Origin of the sequence: Streptomyces sp. NPDC015032 (genome assembly GCF_043080425.1) — a bacterium.
Classification (GTDB): Bacteria; Actinomycetota; Actinomycetes; order Streptomycetales; family Streptomycetaceae; genus Streptomyces.
Genome location: NZ_JBIBVN010000001.1, coordinates 44,660 through 64,935 on the forward strand (window position 1 = coordinate 44,660; position 20,276 = coordinate 64,935).

Below are 20,276 nucleotides of genomic sequence, written 5' to 3' on the forward strand. Positions count from 1 at the left end.
GGCGTACGGCTCCTCGGGGGTCCAACCAATAGGACGGCCGACTGTGTCGCTGCAACACCAGACTCCGCGGGGAGGGGGTCGGCCTACGACTACAGGCCCTCGCCGCGGCAGCTAAGAAGAAGCAGCCCGAAACGCATGATGCGTCGAGAGTAGCCGAGAGGCTCCTGATGCGTCCGTCGCGTATCAGTATGCGGGACCGGGCGCCGGAAACGCCCGACAGTGACCGATCACTCCATTTCGTCAATCTTGGTCGCAACCAGTGACATCACCGCTACGCGGTGCCACAGTCGAGTGCATGCAGCCTCAGCATCAGCACGGGTTCCACCCCGTCTTCTGCACCATCGTGCCGCCCCATGTCCTCGACAAGCTGTCGCAGTCCGACAACCCCGATCTGGCGGGCCCCGCCCGCCGCACCCTGGAGAGCGATGCCGCCCGCCGCACCCGCCGCCAGATGGCCACGGCCGTCACCGTGCCCCTCGCCCGCGCGACCGAGGGAGAGGCGTCCGACAAACCCGACCGGACCCTGTACGACTGCCGTCACGACACCCGGCTGCCCGGCACCAAGGTCCGCGCCGAGGGCCAGGAACCGACGAAGGACGCGAGCGTCAACCGCGCGTACGCGGGGCTCGGAGCCACGTTCGAGCTGCTGCTCAAGGCGTACGGCCGCCGCTCGATCGACGGCAACGGACTGCCGCTGATCGGTTCCGTGCACTACGACGAGAAGTACAACAACGCCTTCTTCGACGGCGAGCAGATGGTCTTCGGCGACGGGGACGGCGAGGTCTTCCTGGACTTCACCGTCGCCATCGATGTGATCGCCCACGAACTGGCGCACGGGCTGACCCAGTACACCGCCAATCTGAGCTACTACGGCCAGTCCGGCGCGCTCAACGAATCGGTCTCCGACGTCTTCGGCTCCCTGGTCAAGCAGTACACGCTGGGCCAGACCGCCGACCAGGCCGACTGGCTGATCGGCGCCGGACTGCTGGCACCCGGCGTCCAGGGCGACGCGCTGCGCTCGATGAAGGCACCGGGAACCGCGTACGACGACGACGTACTGGGCAAGGACCCGCAGCCCGCGTCGATGGAGGACTACGTCCGCACCAGCGAGGACAACGGCGGAGTGCACATCAACTCCGGCATCCCGAACCGCGCGTTCTGTCTCCTGGCGACGGCACTCGGCGGCCATGCGTGGGAACGGGCCGGGCAACTCTGGTTCGATGTGCTCACAGGTGGTCAACTGGCCGTGGACGCGGACTTCGCTTCCTTCGCCCGGTTGACGGTGGCCGCGGCCCGCAGCCGCTTCGGGGAGGGCGACGAGGCGGAGGCGGTCCTGAAGGCATGGTCGGAGGTGGGCGTACCGACCGCGTAGGAACGACCCCGGACCCGTCCGGCCATGGGAGGAGACCAGATGCGGATTCAGGTCAGCAGGACCGGCGGCTTCGCCGGCATCGCACGCCACCGCGAGGTCGACACCGCCGGACGGGCCGATGCCCCGGAGTGGGAGGCCCTGGCCGAATCGGCGCTCGTCGCGGGCCACGACACCCCGCCCCCGGGCGTCCCGGACGGCTTCCGGTACCGGATCACGATCGGCGACCGGACGATCCACTGCGCGGACCCGAAACTGTCCGAAGCCCAGCGCGCACTGGTCTCACGCGTCCTGAAGGAGGGCGCGTGAGACGGAGCAGCCCCGGCCTCCGGCCTCCCCCGGGGCCGGCCCGGCCCTGAGCCCGCTCAGAACCCCAGCTTCCGCAGCTGCTTCGGGTCGCGCTGCCAGTCCTTGGCCACCTTCACGTGCAGATCCAGGAAGACCGGCGTGCCGAGCAGTGCCTCGATGTGCTTGCGCGACTTCGTACCGACGTCCTTCAGCCGCTTGCCCTTCGGGCCGATGATGATGCCCTTCTGGCTGGGGCGCTCGATGTAGACGTTGGCGTGGATGTCGAGCAGCGGCTTGTCCGCCGGGCGGTTCTCGCGCGGCAGCATCTCTTCGACGACGACCGCGATGGAGTGCGGCAGCTCGTCCCGAACGCCTTCGAGCGCGGCCTCCCGGATCAGCTCCGCGACCATGACCATCTCGGGCTCGTCGGTGAGGTCGCCCTCCGGATAGAGCGGCGGGCTCTCCGGGAGCAGCGGGGCGATCAGATCGGCCAGCAGGCCGACCTGGCCGGCCCCTCTCCCACCACCCTCGTTCGAGGGACTGCGTCCCGCCCCCTGCTCCGCCTTCACCGCGGAGACCGGAATGATCTCGGCCCACTCGAAGCCGAGTTCCTCGCCCAGTCGGGACACGGCGAGCAGCTGTTCGGCGAGCCGCTTGGAGTCGACCAGGTCGGTCTTGGTGATGACGGCGATCTTCGGGGTCTTCTTGATGCCCGCGAGTTCCTTGACGATGTACTTGTCACCGGGGCCGAGCTTCTGGTCGGCGGGCAGGCAGAAGCCGATGACGTCGACCTCGGCCCAGGTGGTGCGTACGACGTCGTTGAGGCGCTCGCCCAGCAGCGTGCGCGGCTTGTGGAGGCCGGGGGTGTCGACCAGGATCAGCTGGGCGTCCTCGCGGTGCACGATGCCGCGCACGGTGTGCCGGGTGGTCTGGGGCCGGTTGGAGGTGATCGCCACCTTCTGGCCGACCAGAGCGTTCGTGAGGGTGGACTTGCCCGCGTTGGGGCGGCCCACGAAGCAGGCGAAGCCGGCCCGGTGCGGGGCGTGGTTCGCAGCCTGCTGTGCAGCGGCTTCTGTGTCAGGTCGAACGCTCATGGCGCCCATTGTCCCCGATCCCGGCGGCCCCGCCGAACCAACCGCCGCGACGGGGCCGCTCGCGCGTGTCCCGGACCGTACGGCCACGGTTCCGCCGGGCCCGTACCCACAGCCCCGCACCCCCGCCGACGATCACCAGCAGGACCCCGGCCACCAGCCAGGGCAGTGCGAAGTATCCGACGACGGCCGACTCGCGGGTCTCGCGGGCGCTCGCGGTCAGTTCGATCTCGCCCCATTCCAGTTGGGGAGCGTCGGCCCACTGTTCGGTCAGCCGGACCTGCTGGCGGGGCAGGAGTTCAGAGGGGATCTTCTTCAGATCGCGGGCGAGGAGGGTGCGGCCGAAGAGGCCCTCGGCCTTGAGGGCGACCCTGGGACTGAGGGTGACGTTGCCCCGGTTGTGGAGCGTGTACGAGATGACGGCCCGGCTCCTCCCGGTACCCGGGACCAGCGGCTGGGTGTGCTCGACCTCGACGTCGTCCACGGAGAGCGCGGGCATGGCCGGCCCGTTCACCCGCAGATAGATCCGGGCGCCGACCGCCTTCCGGATGCCGACGGCGACGGCTCCCGCGTCGGCCGGATCGATGCGTTCGTCGAGGGCGACGAGTGCGCCGGGGTGGTCGCCGGGCTCGGCGTCCTCGGGGACAGTGATGGTGACCGGGACGGTGACGGAGCCGTGCGGCCGCACGGTGACCCGGTCGCGGCCGGTCCTCGCCCAGGCACCGACGGAGCGCTGTTTCTCGTCCTGGGCGCGGACGGCGAAGCCGCCGTCGCGCGCGGTGTTGTAGGCGTCGGCCGCATACAGCCGGAAGGTCTGCGGCCGGTCCGTCTTGTTGGTGACGGTGACCTTGTCGTCGAGCGTGGCGCCGGGATCGGCCCGGAGGTAGAAGTACGGGCGCTGCCCGGCCTGTGCGGTGGCCGGGTAGACCGACCAGCTGCCGTTGTCCGCGGCGTGGGCCGCGGGGGCGCCGGTCAGCAGGAGGACACCGGCCAGGAGGAGTACGTACAGCTTGCGCACGGTGCGGGGCCTCCGGGTTGGTCGGTCGGGGGTCGAAACGGGCGGTCCGGGCGGGTGCGCGCCCGGTCCGCCGATCGGTCGGGGCCGCTCGGTCACGTGAGGGTGAGGGTGAGCACGCCGGAGTACGCGCCGGGAGCGGTGTACGCCGGTACGTTCAGCGCGAGCCGGGCGTCGACGGTGAACTCACCGCCGGTGAGGGCCCCGTTCGGCGCGGACGCCAGCGTGGCGCCCGCGCTGCCGACCGGTCCCGCGGAACCCGCCGCACAGGTGCTGGGGCTGCCGGGCTTCGTCGCGCAGACCGGGGTCCAGCCGAGTGCCGACGCGCCGATGGTCGCGCCACCGGGGCCCTTGAAGTCGGTGACCTTTCCGGTGAGGGACCAGCCGGCGGGGCCGCCGCGGTAGTCCTCGACCATCACCGTCTGCAGGGAGCCGCGGGAGGCACCGCCCTTCCCGAAGTCGACCGCCGACATCTCGACGGTGTCCCCGGCCTGGACCATGGACAGCGTGCCCGCCTTCACGGACGAGTCGAGCCGCTGGCTGCCGTCCGGGATCCCGCCGCCACCGGTGACGGTGTACGCCTGCGGTCCGGCCCCCCGGGATGCGTCCCAGCCGCCGCCCTCGTAGGCGACGATGCCGGTGGTCGCCGGATCGTCGACGGTGAGCCGGCCGCTGAAGCCGCCCGAGGCGTCCGCCCTGACGGTGGCCGTGTCGGCGGTCTGGGTGTCACCGGCCCGGCCCGCGAGCGTGATGTCCGCGCCCGCGGTGAACTTCGACCCGGTCACGGCGACCGCCTCGCCCGCCTTGCCGGACGCGGCCCCGAGCCGGATGGCACGCTCGTTGACCTGGCCGCCTCCGTCCGTCGCGAGGATCGTCTCGGAGACGGGGGCGGGCGGATCCGTCACCGTGCAGGGGGTGTCCAGCTCCATGATGTAGCTGGTGTGGATGTTGTAGTCGCCGGGCGACAGCGTGATCCGGCCGGGCGCGGTGACCGTGAAGGTGCCGGTCATCGAGAACGACGGGAAGTCGCCCTTGCCGGGGACCGGGGTGTTCTTCTTCGGTCCGGCGACGGTGACGCTCGCGGACTGCGCGCCGCCGACGGTGACCTTGCCGGTCGGCGTCATGATGTCGGCGGGCAGCGCCAGATCCACCGGGTTGCCCGCGGCCGGCTTGACGACGGTGTAGGTGACCGTGACCGTGTCACCCACGGTCGGGGCGGCGTTGTCGACGGTGATCTCGGCCTTCGTCGGCCCGTCGATCGGCGGGATGCCCGCGATGGCCGGCGGGATGCAGTGGGTGGGGAAGTCCACCGGCACGGAGGCCGTCACCGTGGCCTGCGCGGGGCCGGCGAGCCCCCCTCCCCCGGCGACGACGAGCGCGCCCACGCCCAGCGCGGCGGCCCAGCGGCGGCCGCGCAGGGGGCGTCTTCGGGCCCCGGATCTGCGCCTGCTGATTCTTCGGACGGTCGGACGCATGGAGCCCCCTCCTGCCGGGTGCGGCGCAGCGGCTCTTCTGCGCCGACAGGGGCCCATTGACGACTCCGGCCGAAAAGAAGTCAATGGAAGCGGATCGCGCCGACTGATGGGCCATCAGGTGCTGTCAAGATCCGCTGCCGGGATCCGCGTTCCGCCGCGGGACCCCGCCGGCGTCAGCCCGCTGTCACGCTGATCCGCAGCGTGCCGTCGGGTCCGGCGAGCAGCACCGGTGTGTCCGGGCCGCCCAGGTCCCGTACGGCGGCGCGGTCCTCGTCCGACGGGGTCTGCGCCTCGGAGACGACCGCGGCGGCCTCCAGCGAGGTGGCGCCACTGGCCACGGCCATCGCGACGGCGGTCTGCAGCGCGCTGAGCTTCAGCGATTCCAGCCGCACGGTGCCCGCGACATACGTACGTCCGGTCTCGTCCCGCACGGCCGCGCCCTCCGGCACACCGTTGCGGGCGCGGGCGCTGCGCGCCAGCGTGACGATCTTGCGGTCCTCGGGGCCGAGGTCGGTGCTCTCAGTCATGTGCCGAGCATACGAACCGGGGGGCTCGTTCACCGCCCCGCCCCTTCCCGTAACCGGTGGCTCGGACCCTACGCCCGGTCCAGCCTCAGCCGGTCCGCCTTCGGCAGTCCCGCCACGACCAGGTCGTAGGAGTCCTCGACCAGCTCGCGGAGCACCCGGTCCGGTACCCCGGACACCGTCACCGTGTTCCAGTGACGCTTGTTCATGTGCCAGCCCGGCACCACCGCGTCGTACTCCTCCCGCAGCCGCACCGCCTCGTCCGGATCGCACTTGAGGTTCACGGTCAGTGGACGCGCGTCCAGCGCGGTGAGCGCGAACATCTTGCCGAGCACCTTGAAGACGGACGTCTCCGGCCCGAACGGGAACTCCTCAGCGCTCGCGTTGAATCCCAGGCAGAACGCCCGCAGCTGCTGCGGAGTCACTCCCCGTCCACCCCCTGTGGCTCCACGGGCTCCACCAGCACCGTGACGATCTTGTTCCGACGGCCCGCCGGGGACTCCGCCGTCAGCCGGAGCCGGCGGCCGTCCGGCAGGTCGACGACCGCCGAGGCACCGGCGATCGGAACCCGCCCCAGCGCCTTCGCCAGGAGTCCGCCGACCGTTTCCACGTCCTCGTCGTCGTACTCGTCGAGGTCGAACAGGTCCCCGAGGTCGCCGATGTCCAGGCGCGCGGTCACCCGGAAGCAGCCGTTCTCCAGCTCCTGGACGGGCGGGAGTTCGCGGTCGTACTCGTCCGTGATCTCACCGACGATCTCTTCGAGGATGTCCTCGATGGTGACGATGCCCGCCGTACCGCCGTACTCGTCGATCACGACGGCGACGTGGCTGCGCTCCTGCTGCATCTCGCGCAGCAGATCGCCGGCGTTCTTCGTATCGGGCACGAACGACGCCGGCCGCATCGCCGTGGAGACCAGATCGGCCTCCGACTCCCGGTTGATGTGCGTCTTGCGGACCAGGTCCTTGAGGTACACGATGCCGACGATGTCGTCCTCGTTCTCCCCGGTGACGGGGATCCGCGAGAATCCGGAGCGCAGCGCCAGCGTCAGCGCCTGCCGGATCGTCTTGTAGCGCTCGATGCAGACCAGATCGGTCCGCGGCACCATGACCTCGCGCGCCAGCGTGTCACCGAGCTCGAAGACGGAGTGCACCATGCGGCGCTCCTCGTCCTCGATCAGCGACTCCTGCTCGGCGAGGTCGACCATCGCCCGCAGTTCGGCCTCACTGGCAAACGGCCCCTTCCGGAATCCCTTGCCCGGCGTCACGGCGTTGCCGATGAGGATCAGCAGCTGCGGGATCGGGCCCATGACCCTGGCCAGCGGCAGCAGGACGTACGCCGCCGCCGTGGCCGTGTTCAGCGGGTGCTGGCGGCCGATGGTGCGCGGTGACACACCGATGGCGACGTAGGAGACGAGGACCATCACGGCCATGGCGACGGCCAGCGCCTGCCAGGTCTCCGGGAACTCCTTCAGACAGGCGTACGTGACGAGCACACCGGCCGACATCTCGCAGGTGACCCGCACCAGCAGGGCGACGTTGAGATAGCGGGTCGGGTCGGCCGCGACCTGTTCCAGTTTCTGGCTGCCGCGCCGCCCGGACCGGACCGCCTCGGCGGCCCGGAAGCTCGACGTACGGGCGATGCCCGCCTCCGCACAGGCCGCCAGCCAGCCGACGACGACCAGCAGCACGGCACCCAGGACGAGGGGAACGCTCACGACACCGTGGGGGCGGGCGACGGACCGGTCAGGCCGCGCTCGGCGCGCCAGCCGTCGACGATCGCGGCCTGGAGGCCGAACATCTCGGCCTTCTCGTCCGGTTCCTCGTGGTCGTAGCCGAGGAGGTGCAGCACTCCGTGGACGGTGAGGAGCTGGAGCTCCTCGTCCATGGAGTGCCGCGTCTCCGCGTCCTCGCCCTGCTTCTGGGCGACCTCCGGGCAGAGCACGATGTCACCGAGGAGCCCCTGCGGGGGCTCCTCGTCGTCCTTGGCCGGCGGACGGAGTTCGTCCATCGGGAAGGACATGACATCCGTCGGCCCCGGCAGGTCCATCCACTGGATGTGGAGCTGCTCCATGGCGTCGGTGTCCACCACGATCACCGAGAGTTCGGAGAGGGGGTGGATCCGCATCCGCGCGAGCGCGTAGCGGGCGATGTCGAGGATCGCCTGCTCGTCGACCTCGGTTCCGGACTCGTTGTTGACGTCGATCGACATGGTGCGGTGCGACTACTTCCCGTTGTGGCTGTCTCGGCTGTCGTACTTCTCGTACGCGTCGACGATACGGCCGACCAGCTTGTGCCGGACGACATCCTGGGAGGTGAGCCGGGAGAAATGGACGTCCTCGACGCCGTCCAGGATCTCCTGGACCTGACGCAGACCGCTCTTGGTCCCGTTCGGCAGGTCGACCTGGGTGACGTCACCGGTGACGACGATCTTCGAGTCGAAGCCGAGCCGGGTCAGGAACATCTTCATCTGCTCGGCGCTGGTGTTCTGCGCCTCGTCGAGGATGATGAACGCGTCATTGAGCGTACGGCCACGCATGTACGCCAGCGGCGCCACCTCGATCGTGCCCGCCGCCATCAGCCGCGGGATCGAGTCGGGGTCGAGCATGTCGTGCAGCGCGTCGTAGAGCGGACGCAGATACGGGTCGATCTTCTCGTAGAGCGTGCCCGGCAGGAAGCCGAGCCGCTCCCCCGCCTCGACGGCGGGCCGGGTCAGGATGATCCGGTTGACCTGCTTGGACTGCAGGGCCTGGACCGCCTTCGCCATGGCGAGATAGGTCTTGCCGGTACCCGCGGGGCCGATACCGAAGACGACCGTGTGCTTGTCGATCGCGTCGACATACCGCTTCTGGTTGAGCGTCTTGGGACGGATGGTGCGACCGCGGCTGGAGAGGATGTTCTGGGTGAGCACCTCGGCCGGCGTCTCCTGGCCGTCCCCCTCGCCGCTCTCACTCGCCCTGAGCATGGCGATCGAGCGTTCCACTGCGTCCTCCGTCATCGGCTGACCGGTGCGGAGCACCAGCATCATCTCGTCGAACAGGCGCTGGATCAGGGCGACTTCCGTCGCGTCTCCGGCGGCGCTGACCTCGTTTCCCCGGACATGGATGTCGGCCGCCGGGAAGGCCGTCTCGATCACGCGCAACAGGGCGTCACCTGAGCCCAGGACGGTCACCATCGGATGCTTGGCCGGAACGGTGAACTGGGCTCGCGCCTGCCCCGGCGCCAGGGTCTGGGCTGTGGATGTCTGAGTCATGGGCCGGCTCTGTGGCCTGCACATACCTCCTGTTGCAGGGTTCTCGCCGATCGACAACCTCTGGATTACCAAGCGTACGACTCCGCACCGACAAGACCGAGGGCTTTTTCGCACAGGGCTGCGATCATCGCTGCCCCGCTCAGGCCGGACGGCGGAAGCCGATCGTCGGGACGGCCCGGCGCAGCGGCCACGGCCGGGCGGCCGCGGGCAGCAGCTTCTCCAGGAACGCGTAGCGCTGGAGCGCCGCGGGATCCTGGTCCGTGAAGGTGCGGACCTTCTGCCACCAGGCGGCGATCTCCTCCCAGTCCGGCGCGGACAGCGATCCGCCGAACTCCTGCACCGAGAGCGCCGCGGTCAGTCCGGCGAAGGCCAGCCGGTCGGCCAGGGGCCAGTCCGCCAGGGTGCCGGTGACAAATCCGGCGACGAAGACATCGCCCGCCCCGGTCGGATCCAGCGCCTCGACCTCGATCGCGGGCACCTCGGCGCTCGCCCCGGTCGCCGCGTCCACCGCGTACGCACCCTCCGCGCCCAGGGTGACCACAGCGAGCGGCACCCGTTCGGCCAGGGCGTGGGCCGCAGCGCGCGGGCAATCGGTGCGGGTGTAGCGCATCGCCTCCTCGGCGTTCGGGAGAAACGCCTGACAGTGCTCCAGGTCGGCCAGGGCGTCCAGGTCCCAGCGGCCCGACTCGTCCCAGCCGACATCGGCGAAGATCCGGGCGCCGTTCCCGGCCGCTTTGGCGACCCAGGGCTCGCTGCGGCCGGGAACGAGCGAGGCGATGGCGGCCCGGGCCCGGGGCGGGCAGCGCGGGAACGCGGTCTCCTCGGCGGGGATCGCGACGCCGCGGGCGCCCGCGGGGCCCGGGGCCTCGTGACCGTGCGAGACCATCGTGCGCTCGCCCTCGTACGCCATCGAGACGGTCACCGGCGAGTGCCAGCCGGGGACGGTGTGCGACATGGACAGGTCGATGCCCTCACCCTGTTCCAGGGCATCCCAGCAGTACTCCCCGTAGTGGTCGTCGCCGAACGCCGCGGCCAGTGAGGTGTGCAGTCCCAGCCGGGCCAGCGCGGTGGCCATGTTGGCGACGCCGCCGGGACTGGAGCCCATGCCGCGTGCCCAGGACTCGGTACCGCGCACGGGGGCGCTGTCCAGGCCGGTGAAGATGATGTCGAGGAAGACCGTGCCGGTGAGGAAGACGTCGCAGTCCGGGTCCTGCGGGGCGCGCAGCCCGTCCAGTGGGTCGATCCCTGGAATGTCCGTGCTCACCCTGGCGCTCCCCGGTCGTGGCAGATCTGGCCAGTGTGCCCGATGCGCGCCCATAACCGGAGTGCCCGCGCCGCCGCCCGCCAGGGGCGCGTACCGGCCCCGTACACGTGGACGCCGACCTGCACAAACATGCGCTGCTACCCGGGGACCCGAAAGGCAAACACATATGTGCCCCAGATCACACAGGGGTGCCTTTCGGCCGACTGGGAGCAGTTGATACAAATTGGGCCCGCGAGCCCCGTCGGCGAGAGCTGCCGACGCGCGCACCGCCTCTGCGTATTCCCGTATTCCCGCATCCCCGTATTGCCGTACTTCCCTCATTCCCGCATTCCCGCATCACCCTCGCCTGCCCTCCCTGTCTCCTTCGCCTCTTCGGCATGTCTTCAGGAACGCCCATGTCCTCGCGCCCTCGCGCCGCGTGGCCCCTGGTCGCCGTGTTCACCGCCGGTTACCTCGCCGCCTACCTGCTCCCCACCATCGTCGGGCGGCTCTCCGTCCACCTCGGCCTCAGTACGGCCCAGGCCGGTCTGGTGGGCAGCGCCCTGCTGCTGAGCTCCGCGACCGCCGGATTCACGCTGGCGGGCCGGGTCGAGACGTACGGGCCGCAAAGACCGGCGCGGACCGGACTCGTGCTGGCCATGGCGGGGTACGGCTGCGCGGCGCTGGCGAGCTCCGTGCCGCTGGTGGTCATGGGCGCGGTGATCGGCGGCTTCGGCTCCGGCACGGCGACCGCCGTGGCCGCGTCGGGCATCGCCGCCCAGCGCGATCCGCACCGGACCTCGTCGCTCGGCCTGCTGAGCGTCTCCGCGACGGCGGGCGCCCTCTATCTGACGATCCCGCACCTCGGCGGCGGCCACCGACTGCCGTTCGCCTCGATCGCCCTGGTCGCCCTGCTCGTCTGGCCCGCCACCGCACGGCTCGACGGCTCCGCACGCAGCGGCCCCGCCGCCCCCGCCACCGGCCGGCTGCCACATCGCCGCTCCGGGCTGGTGCTGGCGGGCGGCATGCTCGTCTGGTCCATGGCGCAGAACGCGCTGTGGGGTGTCAGCAGCCGGATCGGGGTGGCCCAGGCCGGGCTCTCCGAGGTCACCGTCGGCGCGGTGTTCGCCGCCGCGCTCGGTGCGGGACTGCTCGGCGTGATGGGCGCCGGGGCGCTCGGGGCCAGGCTCGGCCGGGCGGTGCCGATCGGTCTGGGCACCGTGATCATCGCGGCGAGCATCGTGCGCAGCTCGTCCGCCGGGGACCTCGGTTCGTTCGCGACCGGCGAGATCCTGTGGAACACCGTCTACCCGGTGGTCCTGTCGTATCTGATCGGCCTGGCCGCGTCCCTGGACGTACGCGGCCGCTGGGCGGTCCTGGCCGGCTCCGCGTCATCCGTCGGGGTGGCCTGCGGACCGGTCCTCGGCAGTGTGCTGTCCGAACAGGCCGGGTACCCGGTCATGGGCCTGGTCCTGGGCGCCGTCACGCTCCTGGTCGCAGCCCCGGTCACGGCCGTCGCCCTGCACACCGGTGGCCGCCCGCTGGTACCGGGATCGGTCCGCCGCAGGGGCGGCGCGCCGGCCGCGCTGCTCGCCGTCACCACCGGAGCGGTGCCCGGCGCCGTGCCCAGGCTGGGCTCGCCCGAGCAGGCCGTCACGGAGATCAGCCTGCCCGTGCGCCGCAGGCGGCCGGTCAGGAACGCGTTCCGGACGGCCGGCCCGTCGGGCGGGGCCGCTCAGTCGAACGCGTACGCCTCGACCTCGGACAGATAGCGCGCCCTGCGCTCCTCGTCGTGGTCGAGGAAGGCCGCCTCGAAGGAGTTGCGGGCCAGCGTGCGCAGCTGCTCGTGGTCCAGGCCGAGCGCCTCGTGGACCGCGTGGAAGGTGTCCCCGACGTACCCGCCGAAGTAGGCGGGGTCGTCGGAGTTCACCGTGCAGAGCAGTCCGGCGGCCATCATGGCCCGCAGCGGGTGCTCCTCCAGGGTGTCGATGGCGCGCAGCCGTACGTTGGACAGCGGGCAGAGGGTGAGCGGCACCCGGTCGGCGGCCAGCCGCTTCACCAGGTCCGGGTCCTCCATGCAGCGCAGCCCGTGGTCGATGCGCTCGACCCCGAGGACGTCCAGGGCCTCCCGGATGTACTCGGGCGGGCCCTCCTCGCCCGCGTGGGCGACCTTGCGCAGCCCGAGCGCTCCCGCCGCCTCGTACACCTCGCGGAACTTGACGGGCGGATGTCCGACCTCCGCCGAGTCGAGGCCGACCGCGCTGATCCGGTGCAGATACGGCTTCGCGGACTCCAGGGTCCGCAGCGCCGACTCGGCGGACCGGTCGCGCAGGAAGCACATGATCAGCTGGGTGGAGATGCCGTGCTTCTCCTCGCTGCGGTCCAGCGCCCGGCCGAGCCCCTCGACGACGGTGCCGATGGGGATGCCGCGCGCGGTGTGCGCCTGCGGGTCGAAGAAGATCTCCGCGTGCCGGACGCCCTGGGCGGCGGCGCGGGCGAGGTACGCGTCGGCGAGCTCCTCGAAGTCCTCCTCGGTCCGGAGCACGGCCATCAGGGCGTAGTACAGGTCGAGGAAGGTCTGCAGATCGTCGAAGAGATAGGCGGTGCGGAGCTCTTCGGTGTCCGCGTACGGCAACCGCACGCCGTTGCGTTCGGCGAGCGCGAAGGCCAGCTCGGGTTCGAGGGTTCCCTCGATGTGGAGGTGGAGTTCGGCTTTGGGGAGATGCACGGGTCTTTCACGCTCACAGAGGGTGGTGCCGATGTTTCAGATGTGCCGGGTGGGCACGGGGACCCGGCCGAGGTCCCGGGCGACGGTCAGTTCGCCGTCGAACCCTGCGGCGCGGGCCTGGGTCTCGAAGACGGCCGGGTCGTCGTACCGCTGCGAGAAGTGGGTCAGCACGAGGTGCCGTACGCCCGCGTCCCGGGCCACCCGGGCCGCCTGGCCGGCGGTCAGATGGCCGTGGTCGGTGGCGAGCCGTTCGTCCTCGTCGAGGAAGGTCGACTCGATGACCAGCAGGTCGCATCCCTCGGCGAGCACGTGCACGCCGTCGCAGAGCCTTGTGTCCATGATGAACGCGAACCGCTGGCCGCGCCTGCGCTCGGAGACGTCGTCGAGCGTGACGGAGCCGAGGGCGCCCTCGCGCCGGATCCGGCCGACGTCGGGCCCCACGATGCCGTGTTCGGCGAGTTTCGCGGGCAGCATGCGGCGCCCGTCGGGTTCGACGAGCCGGTAGCCGTACGACTCGACGGGGTGCGAGAGCCGGTGGGTGCTGAGGGTGTACGCGTCCGTGGTGGCGAGCACGCCGTCGGCGTCGACCGGGGCCTCGGTCAGCTCGACGGACTCGCGGTAGGCGGTCGCGTACCGCAGCCGCTCGAAGAAGCGCTGTCCGCTCGCCGGGTAGTGCGCGGTGACCGGGTGCGGGACCTGGTCGAGGTTGATCCGCTGGATCACCCCGGCCAGGCCGAGCGAGTGGTCGCCGTGGAAGTGCGTGACACAGATCCGGTCGATGTCGTGCGCGGCGACGCCGGCCCGCAGCATCTGGCGCTGGGTGCCCTCACCCGGGTCGAAGAGGATGCCCTCGCCGTCCCAGCGCAGCAGGTAGCCGTTGTGATTGCGGTGCCTGGTCGGGACCTGGCTGGCGGTGCCGAGGACCACGAGTTCGCGTACGGACACGGTGTGCGATCGCCTGCTCTAGCCGGGGGGCCACTGCAGTCCGCGGCCGCCCAGGACATGGGCGTGCGCGTGGAAGACGGTCTGGCCGGCGCCGGCCCCGGTGTTGAAGACCACCCGGTAGCCGCTGTCCACGATCTTCTCGTCGGCGGCGACCTGCCCGGCCTCGCGCAGTATGTCGGCGACGACGGCCGGCTCAGCCGCGGCGAGGGCGGCGGCGTCCGGGTGGTGGAGGCGGGGGATGACGAGTACGTGGGTGGGGGCCTGGGGGTTGATGTCCCGGAAGGCGACGGTGGTTTCGGTCTCCCGGACGATGGTTGCCGGGATCTCACCCGAGACGATCTTGCAGAACAGGCAGTCGGGCTGCGGTTCTCCCGCCATGGGGTCGACTCCTCGGTCGGTGGTGATCGGTGTACGGCATGGTATCGGGGTGGTGGGGGCGTGGATCGAGCCCCTCCGGCGAAGCGGGGGGACGGGGCAGCGCCCGGTCACGGGAGGGGACGACGCCGGCCGCAGGCGCGCCGCGCCCCCTCCCGTGTCCTCCCGCTACGCCCCCGGCCGCTCCGGCGCCAGCTTCGCCGGTGTTTCCGCCAGCGACGCGAGCGCGATCCGGATCGCCTCGTCCAGCTGCGGATCGCGCCCCGCCGCGTGGTCCTGCGGGGTCATCACGACCTCGACGTCGGGATCGACCCCGTGGTTCTCCACGCCCCAGCCGTACCCCTCCAGCCAGAACGCGTACTTGGGCTGGGTGACCGCCGTCCCGTCCACGAGCTGGTACCGGTTGTCGATGCCGACCACCCCGCCCCAGGTACGCGTACCGACCACCGGCCCGATGCGCAGTGCCTTGATCGCGGCGTTCACGATGTCGCCGTCCGAGCCGGAGAACTCGTTGGCGACGGCCACCACCGGGCCGCGCGGGGCGTCCGCCGGGTAGCTGAACGGCTGCATGCCGCGCGGCAGGTCCCAGCCGACGATGCGCCGGGCGAGCTTCTCCACGATCAGCTGCGAGGTGTGGCCGCCGCGGTTCTCCCGGACGTCCACGACCAGCCCCTCACGGGCCACTTCGATCCGCAGATCGCGGTGGAGCTGCGCCCAGCCCGAGCCGACCATGTCCGGGACATGGAGGTAGCCGAGGCGTCCGCCGGAGTGCTCGTGGACGTAGGCCCTGCGGTCGGCGACCCACGCGTGGTAGCGCAACGCCTCCTCGTCGGCGACGGGTACGACGACGACATGGCGCGGGTCGCCGCCGTCCACCGGTGAGACGGTCAGCTCGACCGGCTTGCCCGCGGAGCCGGTGAGCAGCGGGCCGGGCCCGGCCACCGGGTCGACCGGGTGCCCGTCGACGGCGAGGATCGCGTCCCCGGCGCGCACCGCCACACCGGGTGCGGCGAGCGGGGAGCGTGCCTCCGGGTCGGAGGTCTCGGACGGCAGGATCCGGTCGATGCACCAACTACCCTCGTCGGTACGGGAGATGTCCGCGCCGAGCAGCCCCTGCCGGGCCGAGTCGTCGCGCCACCCGGCGGGCGGTGTCACATAGGCGTGCGAGGTGCCGAGCTCCCCCTGCACCTCCCACAGCAGGTCCATCAGGTCGTCGTGGGTGGCGACGCGCGCCAGCACCGGGCGGTAGCGGTCCAGGACCCCGTCCCAGTCGACGCCGCCCATGTCGGGGCGCCAGAAGTTGTCCCGCATGATGCGCCCGGCCTCGTCGTACATCTGGCGCCACTCGGCGGCCGGTTCGAGGGTCCGGCGGATCCGGGAGAGGTCGACGGTGACGCTGCTGTCTCCGTCGTGGTCGTCGTCACCGGCCGGAACCCGGCTGTCGGACGGCACGATGCGCAGCTTGCCCCGGGCGTGCAGGGCGATCCGCCTGCCGTCTCCGCTGACCTCGAACCCGCTGACGTCCGAGGCGAGTTCCTCGCAGTGCAGCTTCTCCAGGTCGTACCGTTCGAGGACGGTCTCGGGCAGATGGGCGTCGGGGGTGGCGCCGCTCGTCCCGAGCACCCCGGTCACCGGGTGGTTCAGCCACAGCAGCCCGTCCTTCGCGGCGCGCAGCGTGGAGTAGCTGGCGGCCCGGACGGGCAGCGGCACGATCCGGTCGGCGAGCCCTTCGAGGTCGATCCGGGTGACGGGCAGTGCGGTCGGGTTGTCCTCGCCCTCGCCGCTCTTCTCCTTCTCGGCCGGGCGGCCGTGGCGCTGCGGCCCGAACGGGGAGGGCGTGGTGGCGGCGAGCGTCAGCAGATGCGGGCGGCAGGCGCCGATGAACGCCATGTCGAAGACATGGGCGTCGTAGACCGGGTCGAAGGACCGCTCGGAGAGGAACGCGAGGTGCTTGCCGTCGGCGGTGAAGGCCGGGGAGAAGTCCCGGAAGCGCAGCGGGGTGGCCTCGGCGACCGAGAGATCGGCGAGGTGCGCGAGCTTGAGCTGCCTGAGCGGCTCGGGCCCGGGATGCGACCAGGCGAGCCAGGAGGAGTCGGGCGAGAAGACGAGGCCGGAGGCGTCACTGTGCTCGCTGCGGTCCACCTCGTGGACCTCGCCGCTCTCCCGCTCGACGATCAGTACCCGCCCGTCGTGCGCGGCGACGGCGAACCGGCTGCCGTCGGGGGCCGCGGCGAGGTCGAGGACCCTGCCGATACGGCCCGCGGCGAGCCGGCGCGGTACCGAGCCCGGTGCGGTGCCGGTGGCGGGTGCGCACTCCAGGGCGTCGTCGCCCTCGGCGTCGGTGACCCAGACGACGTGCTGGTCGCCGTCGGCCTGGAAGGTGCGGGGCATCCTCGCCCGTACCCCCGGTTCGACGGCGAGCGCGCGGGCCGGGCCCTCGCGGTGGGTGACCCAGTGGACGGCGCCGCGTGTCCCGACCGCGCTGCCGCGGCCCGTGCGGTCCGGGGACGCGGTGTCGAGGTGGCTGCCGGCGTGCACGGAGTGGGGCTGGAGGTCGGCGCGCTGGCCGCCGAGCAGGATGTCGAGGCGGCGGGGTGCGGCGCCTTCGAGGTCGTCCAGCAGCCAGAGCTCACCGGCCGAGGCGTAGCCGACGCGGGTGCCGTCGGTGGTCGCGTGGCGGGCGTAGAAGCCTTCGGGGGCGGTGTGCCGGCGCAGGTCCGAGCCGTCGGGGAGCGAGGAGTAGAGCGCGCCGACGCCCTCGTGGTCGGAGAGGAACGCGATACGGTCACCCACCCACATCGGGGCTTCGAGGTTCCCGTCGAGGTCCTCGTGGAGCCGTACGAACTCCGCCGGGCCGTCGGCCGCTTCCTCTCCCGCGATCCACAACTTGCCCGCGGTGCCGCCCCGGTAGCGCTTCCAGGTGGCGGCCTCGCGCCCCATGGTGGCCGAGAGCAGCAGGACCCGTCCGCCGGGCCCGTACGCGAGGGAGCCGACCGGCCCGTACGGCAGGGTCCGCGCGGGACCGCCGTCGACCGGGACCGCCCTGGCCCAGCTGCGCCGCAGCGACGCCTGCCCCTGGGTGCTGATGACCAGTACGTCGCCCCCGGGCGTCCAGCCGCGTACGGAGGTCCGCGCGTCGCCCCAGTACGTGAGCCGCTCGGAGGGGCCGCCGTCGACCGGTGCGATGTGCACTTCGGGCGCCCCGTCCCGGGTGGACGTCCAGGCGACCCGGGTTCCGTCGGGGGATATCCGCGGGTTGGTGACGGGTCGGTTGTCGGCGCTGACGCGCCAGGCTCGGCCGCCGTCCAGCGGCGCCAGCCAGACATCGTCCTCGGCGGTGAAGGCGATCAGGTCGCCCTGGACATGGGGGTATCGGAGGTAGGCAGGCTGCGTCACACCGATCACCCTAGGCCGCGGGCGTGCTCCGTGGAACCGAGTTGGCCGGAGTCCGCCGGGTGGTCCGGTGCCGGACGCGCTTACTTGCCCCGGGGCGATTCGGTCACCGTGACCGTCACGGTGACCGCCGGCCGGGCGCCGCTGCCGCCGCCCATGGGCGGATTCGCCGCCCAACCGCCGTTCGACGGGGCGGCGTTGCAGTTGCCCAGCACATCTGCCCGGAAGACGACCTTTCCGCCGGTCTTCGCGGTCAGGTCCCCCCGCACGCACCGCCCGTCGAGTTCCTGAGTCACCTCGCCGTCGATCGTGATGGCCTGGCCGCTCCCGGTCCTTCCGGTGCAGTCGACGTCCGCGATCGGGCGCGTGGAGGCGGCGGGCGACGCGCCCCCGGTCCGGCCCCTGCCGGTATCCGCCAGGCAGCTCAGCCACTGCACATCGACCCCGTTGCGCTCCAGGGCGCTGGTGCCGGTCCGGTCGGTGGTCACGGCGATGGACGCGGAGTTCAGCCCGCCCACGGGCTCACAGGCCGCCGCACCGGCGGCCGCCGCGCCCGCGAGTGCGGACGCGGCCAGAAAGCGACGGGCCCTGATCCGACCCCATGCCCTTGATGTCCCCATACGGGCAGCTTCCCACCCTTCCCCCGCGGGACGGTAGACGGCTTGCGTCCACTCGGGGGGTGGCGTCGGCGCACCGGAGGGGGCTCACGACCAGCGGCCGGTGCGCCCCAGCAGCAGCGCCGTCGCGGCCGTGCCCGCCGTCGAGGTGCGCAGGACGGACGTCCCGAGCCGGCAGGTCCGGGCGCCCGCCGCGGCGAAGACCGCCAGTTCGTCCGGCGACACACCGCCCTCGGGGCCGACGACCAGCACGATCTCGCCCCGGGTGGGCAGTTGGACGGTGGCCAGTGGCTCGCTGTCGTGTTCCCGGTCCTCGTGCAGGACGGCGGCGAAGTCGGCCGTGGCCAGAAGTGCGGCCACCTGCTTGGTCGTCATCGCGTCCGCCACCTCGGGGAACCTCACCCGGCGCGACTGCTTGCCCGCCTCCCGGGCGGTGTTGCGCCATTTCGCGAGGGACTTGAGGCCGCGGTCGCCCTTCCACTGCGTGATGCAGCGCGAGGCCTGCCAGGGAACGATCACGTCGGCACCGGTCTCCGTCATCGTCTCCACGGCGACCTCGCCCCGGTCGCCCTTGGGCAGGGCCTGGACGACGGTGATGCGGGGTGCGGGGTGCGGCTCCTCATGGACCGTCGCCAGGCCGGTGACCACGAGCCGGTCCTTGCCCTCGGCGGCCCCGACGATTCCTTCCGCCCACCGGCCGCGGCCGTCCGTCAGCACGACGTCCTCGCCGGCCCGCAGCCGCTTCACCGACACGGCGTGCCGCCCCTCGGGCCCTTCCAGGACGAACTCGGGCCCGTCGGGGACCTGTTCGACGACGAAGACCGGTGCGGTCACTGCGTACTCCCTGCGTTCACGGCCGCCCGTGCGGCGTCCAGTTCCTCGGCGAGCAGTCGGACCAGCCGGCCGGCGGGCAGCTCGCGTGCCAGCCGGTGCCCCTGCCCCGCCCACAGGGCCATGCCCTGGGCGTCACCCGCCTTGGCCGCCGCCTTGCGCAGACCGGCGGTCAGACAGTGGACCTGCGGGTACGCGGCGGGGGCGTACGGGCCGTGCTCGCGCATGAAGCGGTTGACCAGGCCGCGGGCCGGACGGCCGGAGAACGCCCGGGTCAGGGCGGTCCGTCCGAACAGCGGGTTGGTCAGCGCCTGCTTGTGCAGCAGATTCGCCCCGGACTCGGGGCAGACGAGGAACGCCGTACCGAGCTGCGCCGCCTCCGCGCCCGCGGCGAGCACCGCCGCGATCTGGGACCCGCGCATCAGCCCTCCCGAGGCGATGATCGGCACCTGTACGGTCTCGCGGACCTGGGCCACCAGGGAGAGGAGTCCGATGCCGGTGCCGTCGGCCTGCGGGTCGTCGCGATGGGTGGACTGGTGCCCGCCCGCCTCCGTGCCCTGGACGCAGACCGCGTCGGCGCCCGCCCACTGGGCGGCCTGGGCCTCCTCGGGCGTGGTGACCGTCACCACGGTGTACGTGCCGACCGCGGCGAACGCGTCGAGGGTGTCGCGGGTCGGGCAGCCGAAGGTGAACGAGACGGCCGGGACCGGGTCCTCCAGGAGGATGGCGAGTTTGGCGTCGTAGCCGTCGTCGCCGACGGAGTCCGGGTCGCCGAGCGGGGTCTCGTACCAGGCGGCCTCACCGGAGAGTTGATGCCGGTACACCTCGACGGCGCTCGGATCGGCGAGCACCGGCTGCGGCATGAAGAGATTGACGCCGAAGGGCCGGCCGGTCAGCCCGCGCAGCTGCTTGATCTCGTTGTACATGCCGTCCGCCGTCTTGTACCCGGCGGCGAGGAAGCCCAGGCCGCCCGCCTCGGCGACGGCCGCGACGAGCTGCGGACAGGACACGCCACCCGCCATCGGGGCCTGCACGATCGGATACCGGCAGAGATCGGTCAACACGGATGACATGACCGCATCGTGTCACGTCCCGCCGGTCCTGGCGCGCCCGGCCCGGGTCCCCTTTGTCTT

19 protein-coding genes are annotated in these 20,276 nt (G+C 71.9%); 3 read left to right on the forward strand and 16 right to left on the reverse strand.

Annotated features, from left to right (window positions below; translation table 11 throughout):
• The first annotated feature begins 295 nt into the window (after positions 1 to 295).
• Positions 296 to 1,372 (forward strand): M4 family metallopeptidase, encoded by a 1,077-nt coding sequence (locus ACF08M_RS00215; RefSeq protein ID WP_392182983.1) that lies wholly within the window; start codon positions 296 to 298, stop codon positions 1,370 to 1,372.
• Positions 1,373 to 1,411: 39 nt separating this feature from the next.
• Positions 1,412 to 1,678, forward strand: coding sequence for a protealysin inhibitor emfourin (locus tag ACF08M_RS00220; protein WP_392182984.1), 267 nt, complete (start codon positions 1,412 to 1,414; stop codon positions 1,676 to 1,678).
• A 56-nt stretch (positions 1,679 to 1,734) separates the two neighbouring features.
• On the opposite strand, the gene ACF08M_RS00225 is transcribed toward ACF08M_RS00220, so the two are convergent.
• From ACF08M_RS00225 to ACF08M_RS00265, 9 genes are all read right to left on the reverse strand, one after another.
• On the reverse strand, positions 1,735 to 2,760 hold the full coding sequence (locus ACF08M_RS00225) for a GTPase Era (RefSeq protein WP_392182985.1): 1,026 nt from the start codon (positions 2,758 to 2,760) through the stop codon (positions 1,735 to 1,737).
• On the reverse strand, positions 2,735 to 3,766 hold the full coding sequence (locus ACF08M_RS00230) for a WxL protein peptidoglycan domain-containing protein (protein WP_392182986.1): 1,032 nt from the start codon (positions 3,764 to 3,766) through the stop codon (positions 2,735 to 2,737). Before ACF08M_RS00230 ends, ACF08M_RS00225 begins: the two co-directional genes overlap by 26 nt.
• 92 nt (positions 3,767 to 3,858) lie before the next feature.
• Positions 3,859 to 5,238: a beta-xylosidase gene (locus ACF08M_RS00235; RefSeq protein ID WP_392182987.1), complete on the reverse strand. Its 1,380-nt coding sequence runs from the start codon at positions 5,236 to 5,238 to the stop codon at positions 3,859 to 3,861.
• A 173-nt stretch (positions 5,239 to 5,411) separates the two neighbouring features.
• A complete protein-coding gene (locus ACF08M_RS00240) occupies positions 5,412 to 5,765 on the reverse strand; it encodes a cytidine deaminase (RefSeq protein ID WP_385817863.1) in 354 nt (117 codons plus the stop codon).
• Positions 5,766 to 5,833: 68 nt separating this feature from the next.
• On the reverse strand, positions 5,834 to 6,187 hold the full coding sequence (locus tag ACF08M_RS00245; protein ID WP_392182988.1) for an MmcQ/YjbR family DNA-binding protein: 354 nt from the start codon (positions 6,185 to 6,187) through the stop codon (positions 5,834 to 5,836).
• A complete protein-coding gene (locus tag ACF08M_RS00250; protein ID WP_392182989.1) occupies positions 6,184 to 7,476 on the reverse strand; it encodes a hemolysin family protein in 1,293 nt (430 codons plus the stop codon). Before ACF08M_RS00250 ends, ACF08M_RS00245 begins: the two co-directional genes overlap by 4 nt.
• Positions 7,473 to 7,970 (reverse strand): rRNA maturation RNase YbeY, encoded by a 498-nt coding sequence (ybeY, locus tag ACF08M_RS00255; RefSeq protein WP_392182990.1) that lies wholly within the window; start codon positions 7,968 to 7,970, stop codon positions 7,473 to 7,475. The genes ACF08M_RS00250 and ybeY overlap by 4 nt, the downstream gene beginning before the upstream one ends.
• A gap of 12 nt (positions 7,971 to 7,982) precedes the next feature.
• Positions 7,983 to 9,011 (reverse strand): PhoH family protein, encoded by a 1,029-nt coding sequence (locus tag ACF08M_RS00260; protein ID WP_392182991.1) that lies wholly within the window; start codon positions 9,009 to 9,011, stop codon positions 7,983 to 7,985.
• A gap of 139 nt (positions 9,012 to 9,150) precedes the next feature.
• On the reverse strand, positions 9,151 to 10,275 hold the full coding sequence (locus tag ACF08M_RS00265; RefSeq protein ID WP_392182992.1) for a carbohydrate kinase family protein: 1,125 nt from the start codon (positions 10,273 to 10,275) through the stop codon (positions 9,151 to 9,153).
• 395 nt (positions 10,276 to 10,670) lie between these two features.
• Between ACF08M_RS00265 and ACF08M_RS00270 the strand changes: the two genes are divergently transcribed.
• The gene (locus tag ACF08M_RS00270) at positions 10,671 to 12,026 is read left to right on the forward strand and encodes an MFS transporter (protein ID WP_392182993.1); all 1,356 of its coding nucleotides are present in this window, start codon (positions 10,671 to 10,673) and stop codon (positions 12,024 to 12,026) included.
• Here ACF08M_RS00270 and ACF08M_RS00275 read toward each other — a convergent pair.
• From ACF08M_RS00275 to ACF08M_RS00305, 7 genes are all read right to left on the reverse strand, one after another.
• Positions 11,990 to 12,982 (reverse strand): adenosine deaminase, encoded by a 993-nt coding sequence (locus ACF08M_RS00275; protein WP_392182994.1) that lies wholly within the window; start codon positions 12,980 to 12,982, stop codon positions 11,990 to 11,992. The genes ACF08M_RS00270 and ACF08M_RS00275 overlap by 37 nt on opposite strands.
• A gap of 36 nt (positions 12,983 to 13,018) precedes the next feature.
• Entirely contained in the window at positions 13,019 to 13,927 is a 909-nt protein-coding gene (locus tag ACF08M_RS00280) for a ribonuclease Z (protein WP_392182995.1), read from the reverse strand.
• 18 nt (positions 13,928 to 13,945) lie between these two features.
• The gene (locus ACF08M_RS00285; protein ID WP_392182996.1) at positions 13,946 to 14,305 is read right to left on the reverse strand and encodes a histidine triad nucleotide-binding protein; all 360 of its coding nucleotides are present in this window, start codon (positions 14,303 to 14,305) and stop codon (positions 13,946 to 13,948) included.
• Between the two features lie 165 nt (positions 14,306 to 14,470).
• Positions 14,471 to 17,698, reverse strand: coding sequence for a S41 family peptidase (locus ACF08M_RS00290; RefSeq protein WP_392182997.1), 3,228 nt, complete (start codon positions 17,696 to 17,698; stop codon positions 14,471 to 14,473).
• 80 nt (positions 17,699 to 17,778) lie between these two features.
• Complete coding sequence (locus tag ACF08M_RS00295) at positions 17,779 to 18,315, reverse strand: hypothetical protein (protein WP_392182998.1); 537 nt, start codon at positions 18,313 to 18,315, stop codon at positions 17,779 to 17,781.
• Between the two features lie 84 nt (positions 18,316 to 18,399).
• Complete coding sequence (locus ACF08M_RS00300; RefSeq protein WP_392182999.1) at positions 18,400 to 19,146, reverse strand: 16S rRNA (uracil(1498)-N(3))-methyltransferase; 747 nt, start codon at positions 19,144 to 19,146, stop codon at positions 18,400 to 18,402.
• Complete coding sequence (locus tag ACF08M_RS00305; RefSeq protein ID WP_392183000.1) at positions 19,143 to 20,216, reverse strand: nitronate monooxygenase; 1,074 nt, start codon at positions 20,214 to 20,216, stop codon at positions 19,143 to 19,145. The genes ACF08M_RS00300 and ACF08M_RS00305 overlap by 4 nt, the downstream gene beginning before the upstream one ends.
• Between the last annotated feature and the right edge of the window lie 60 nt (positions 20,217 to 20,276).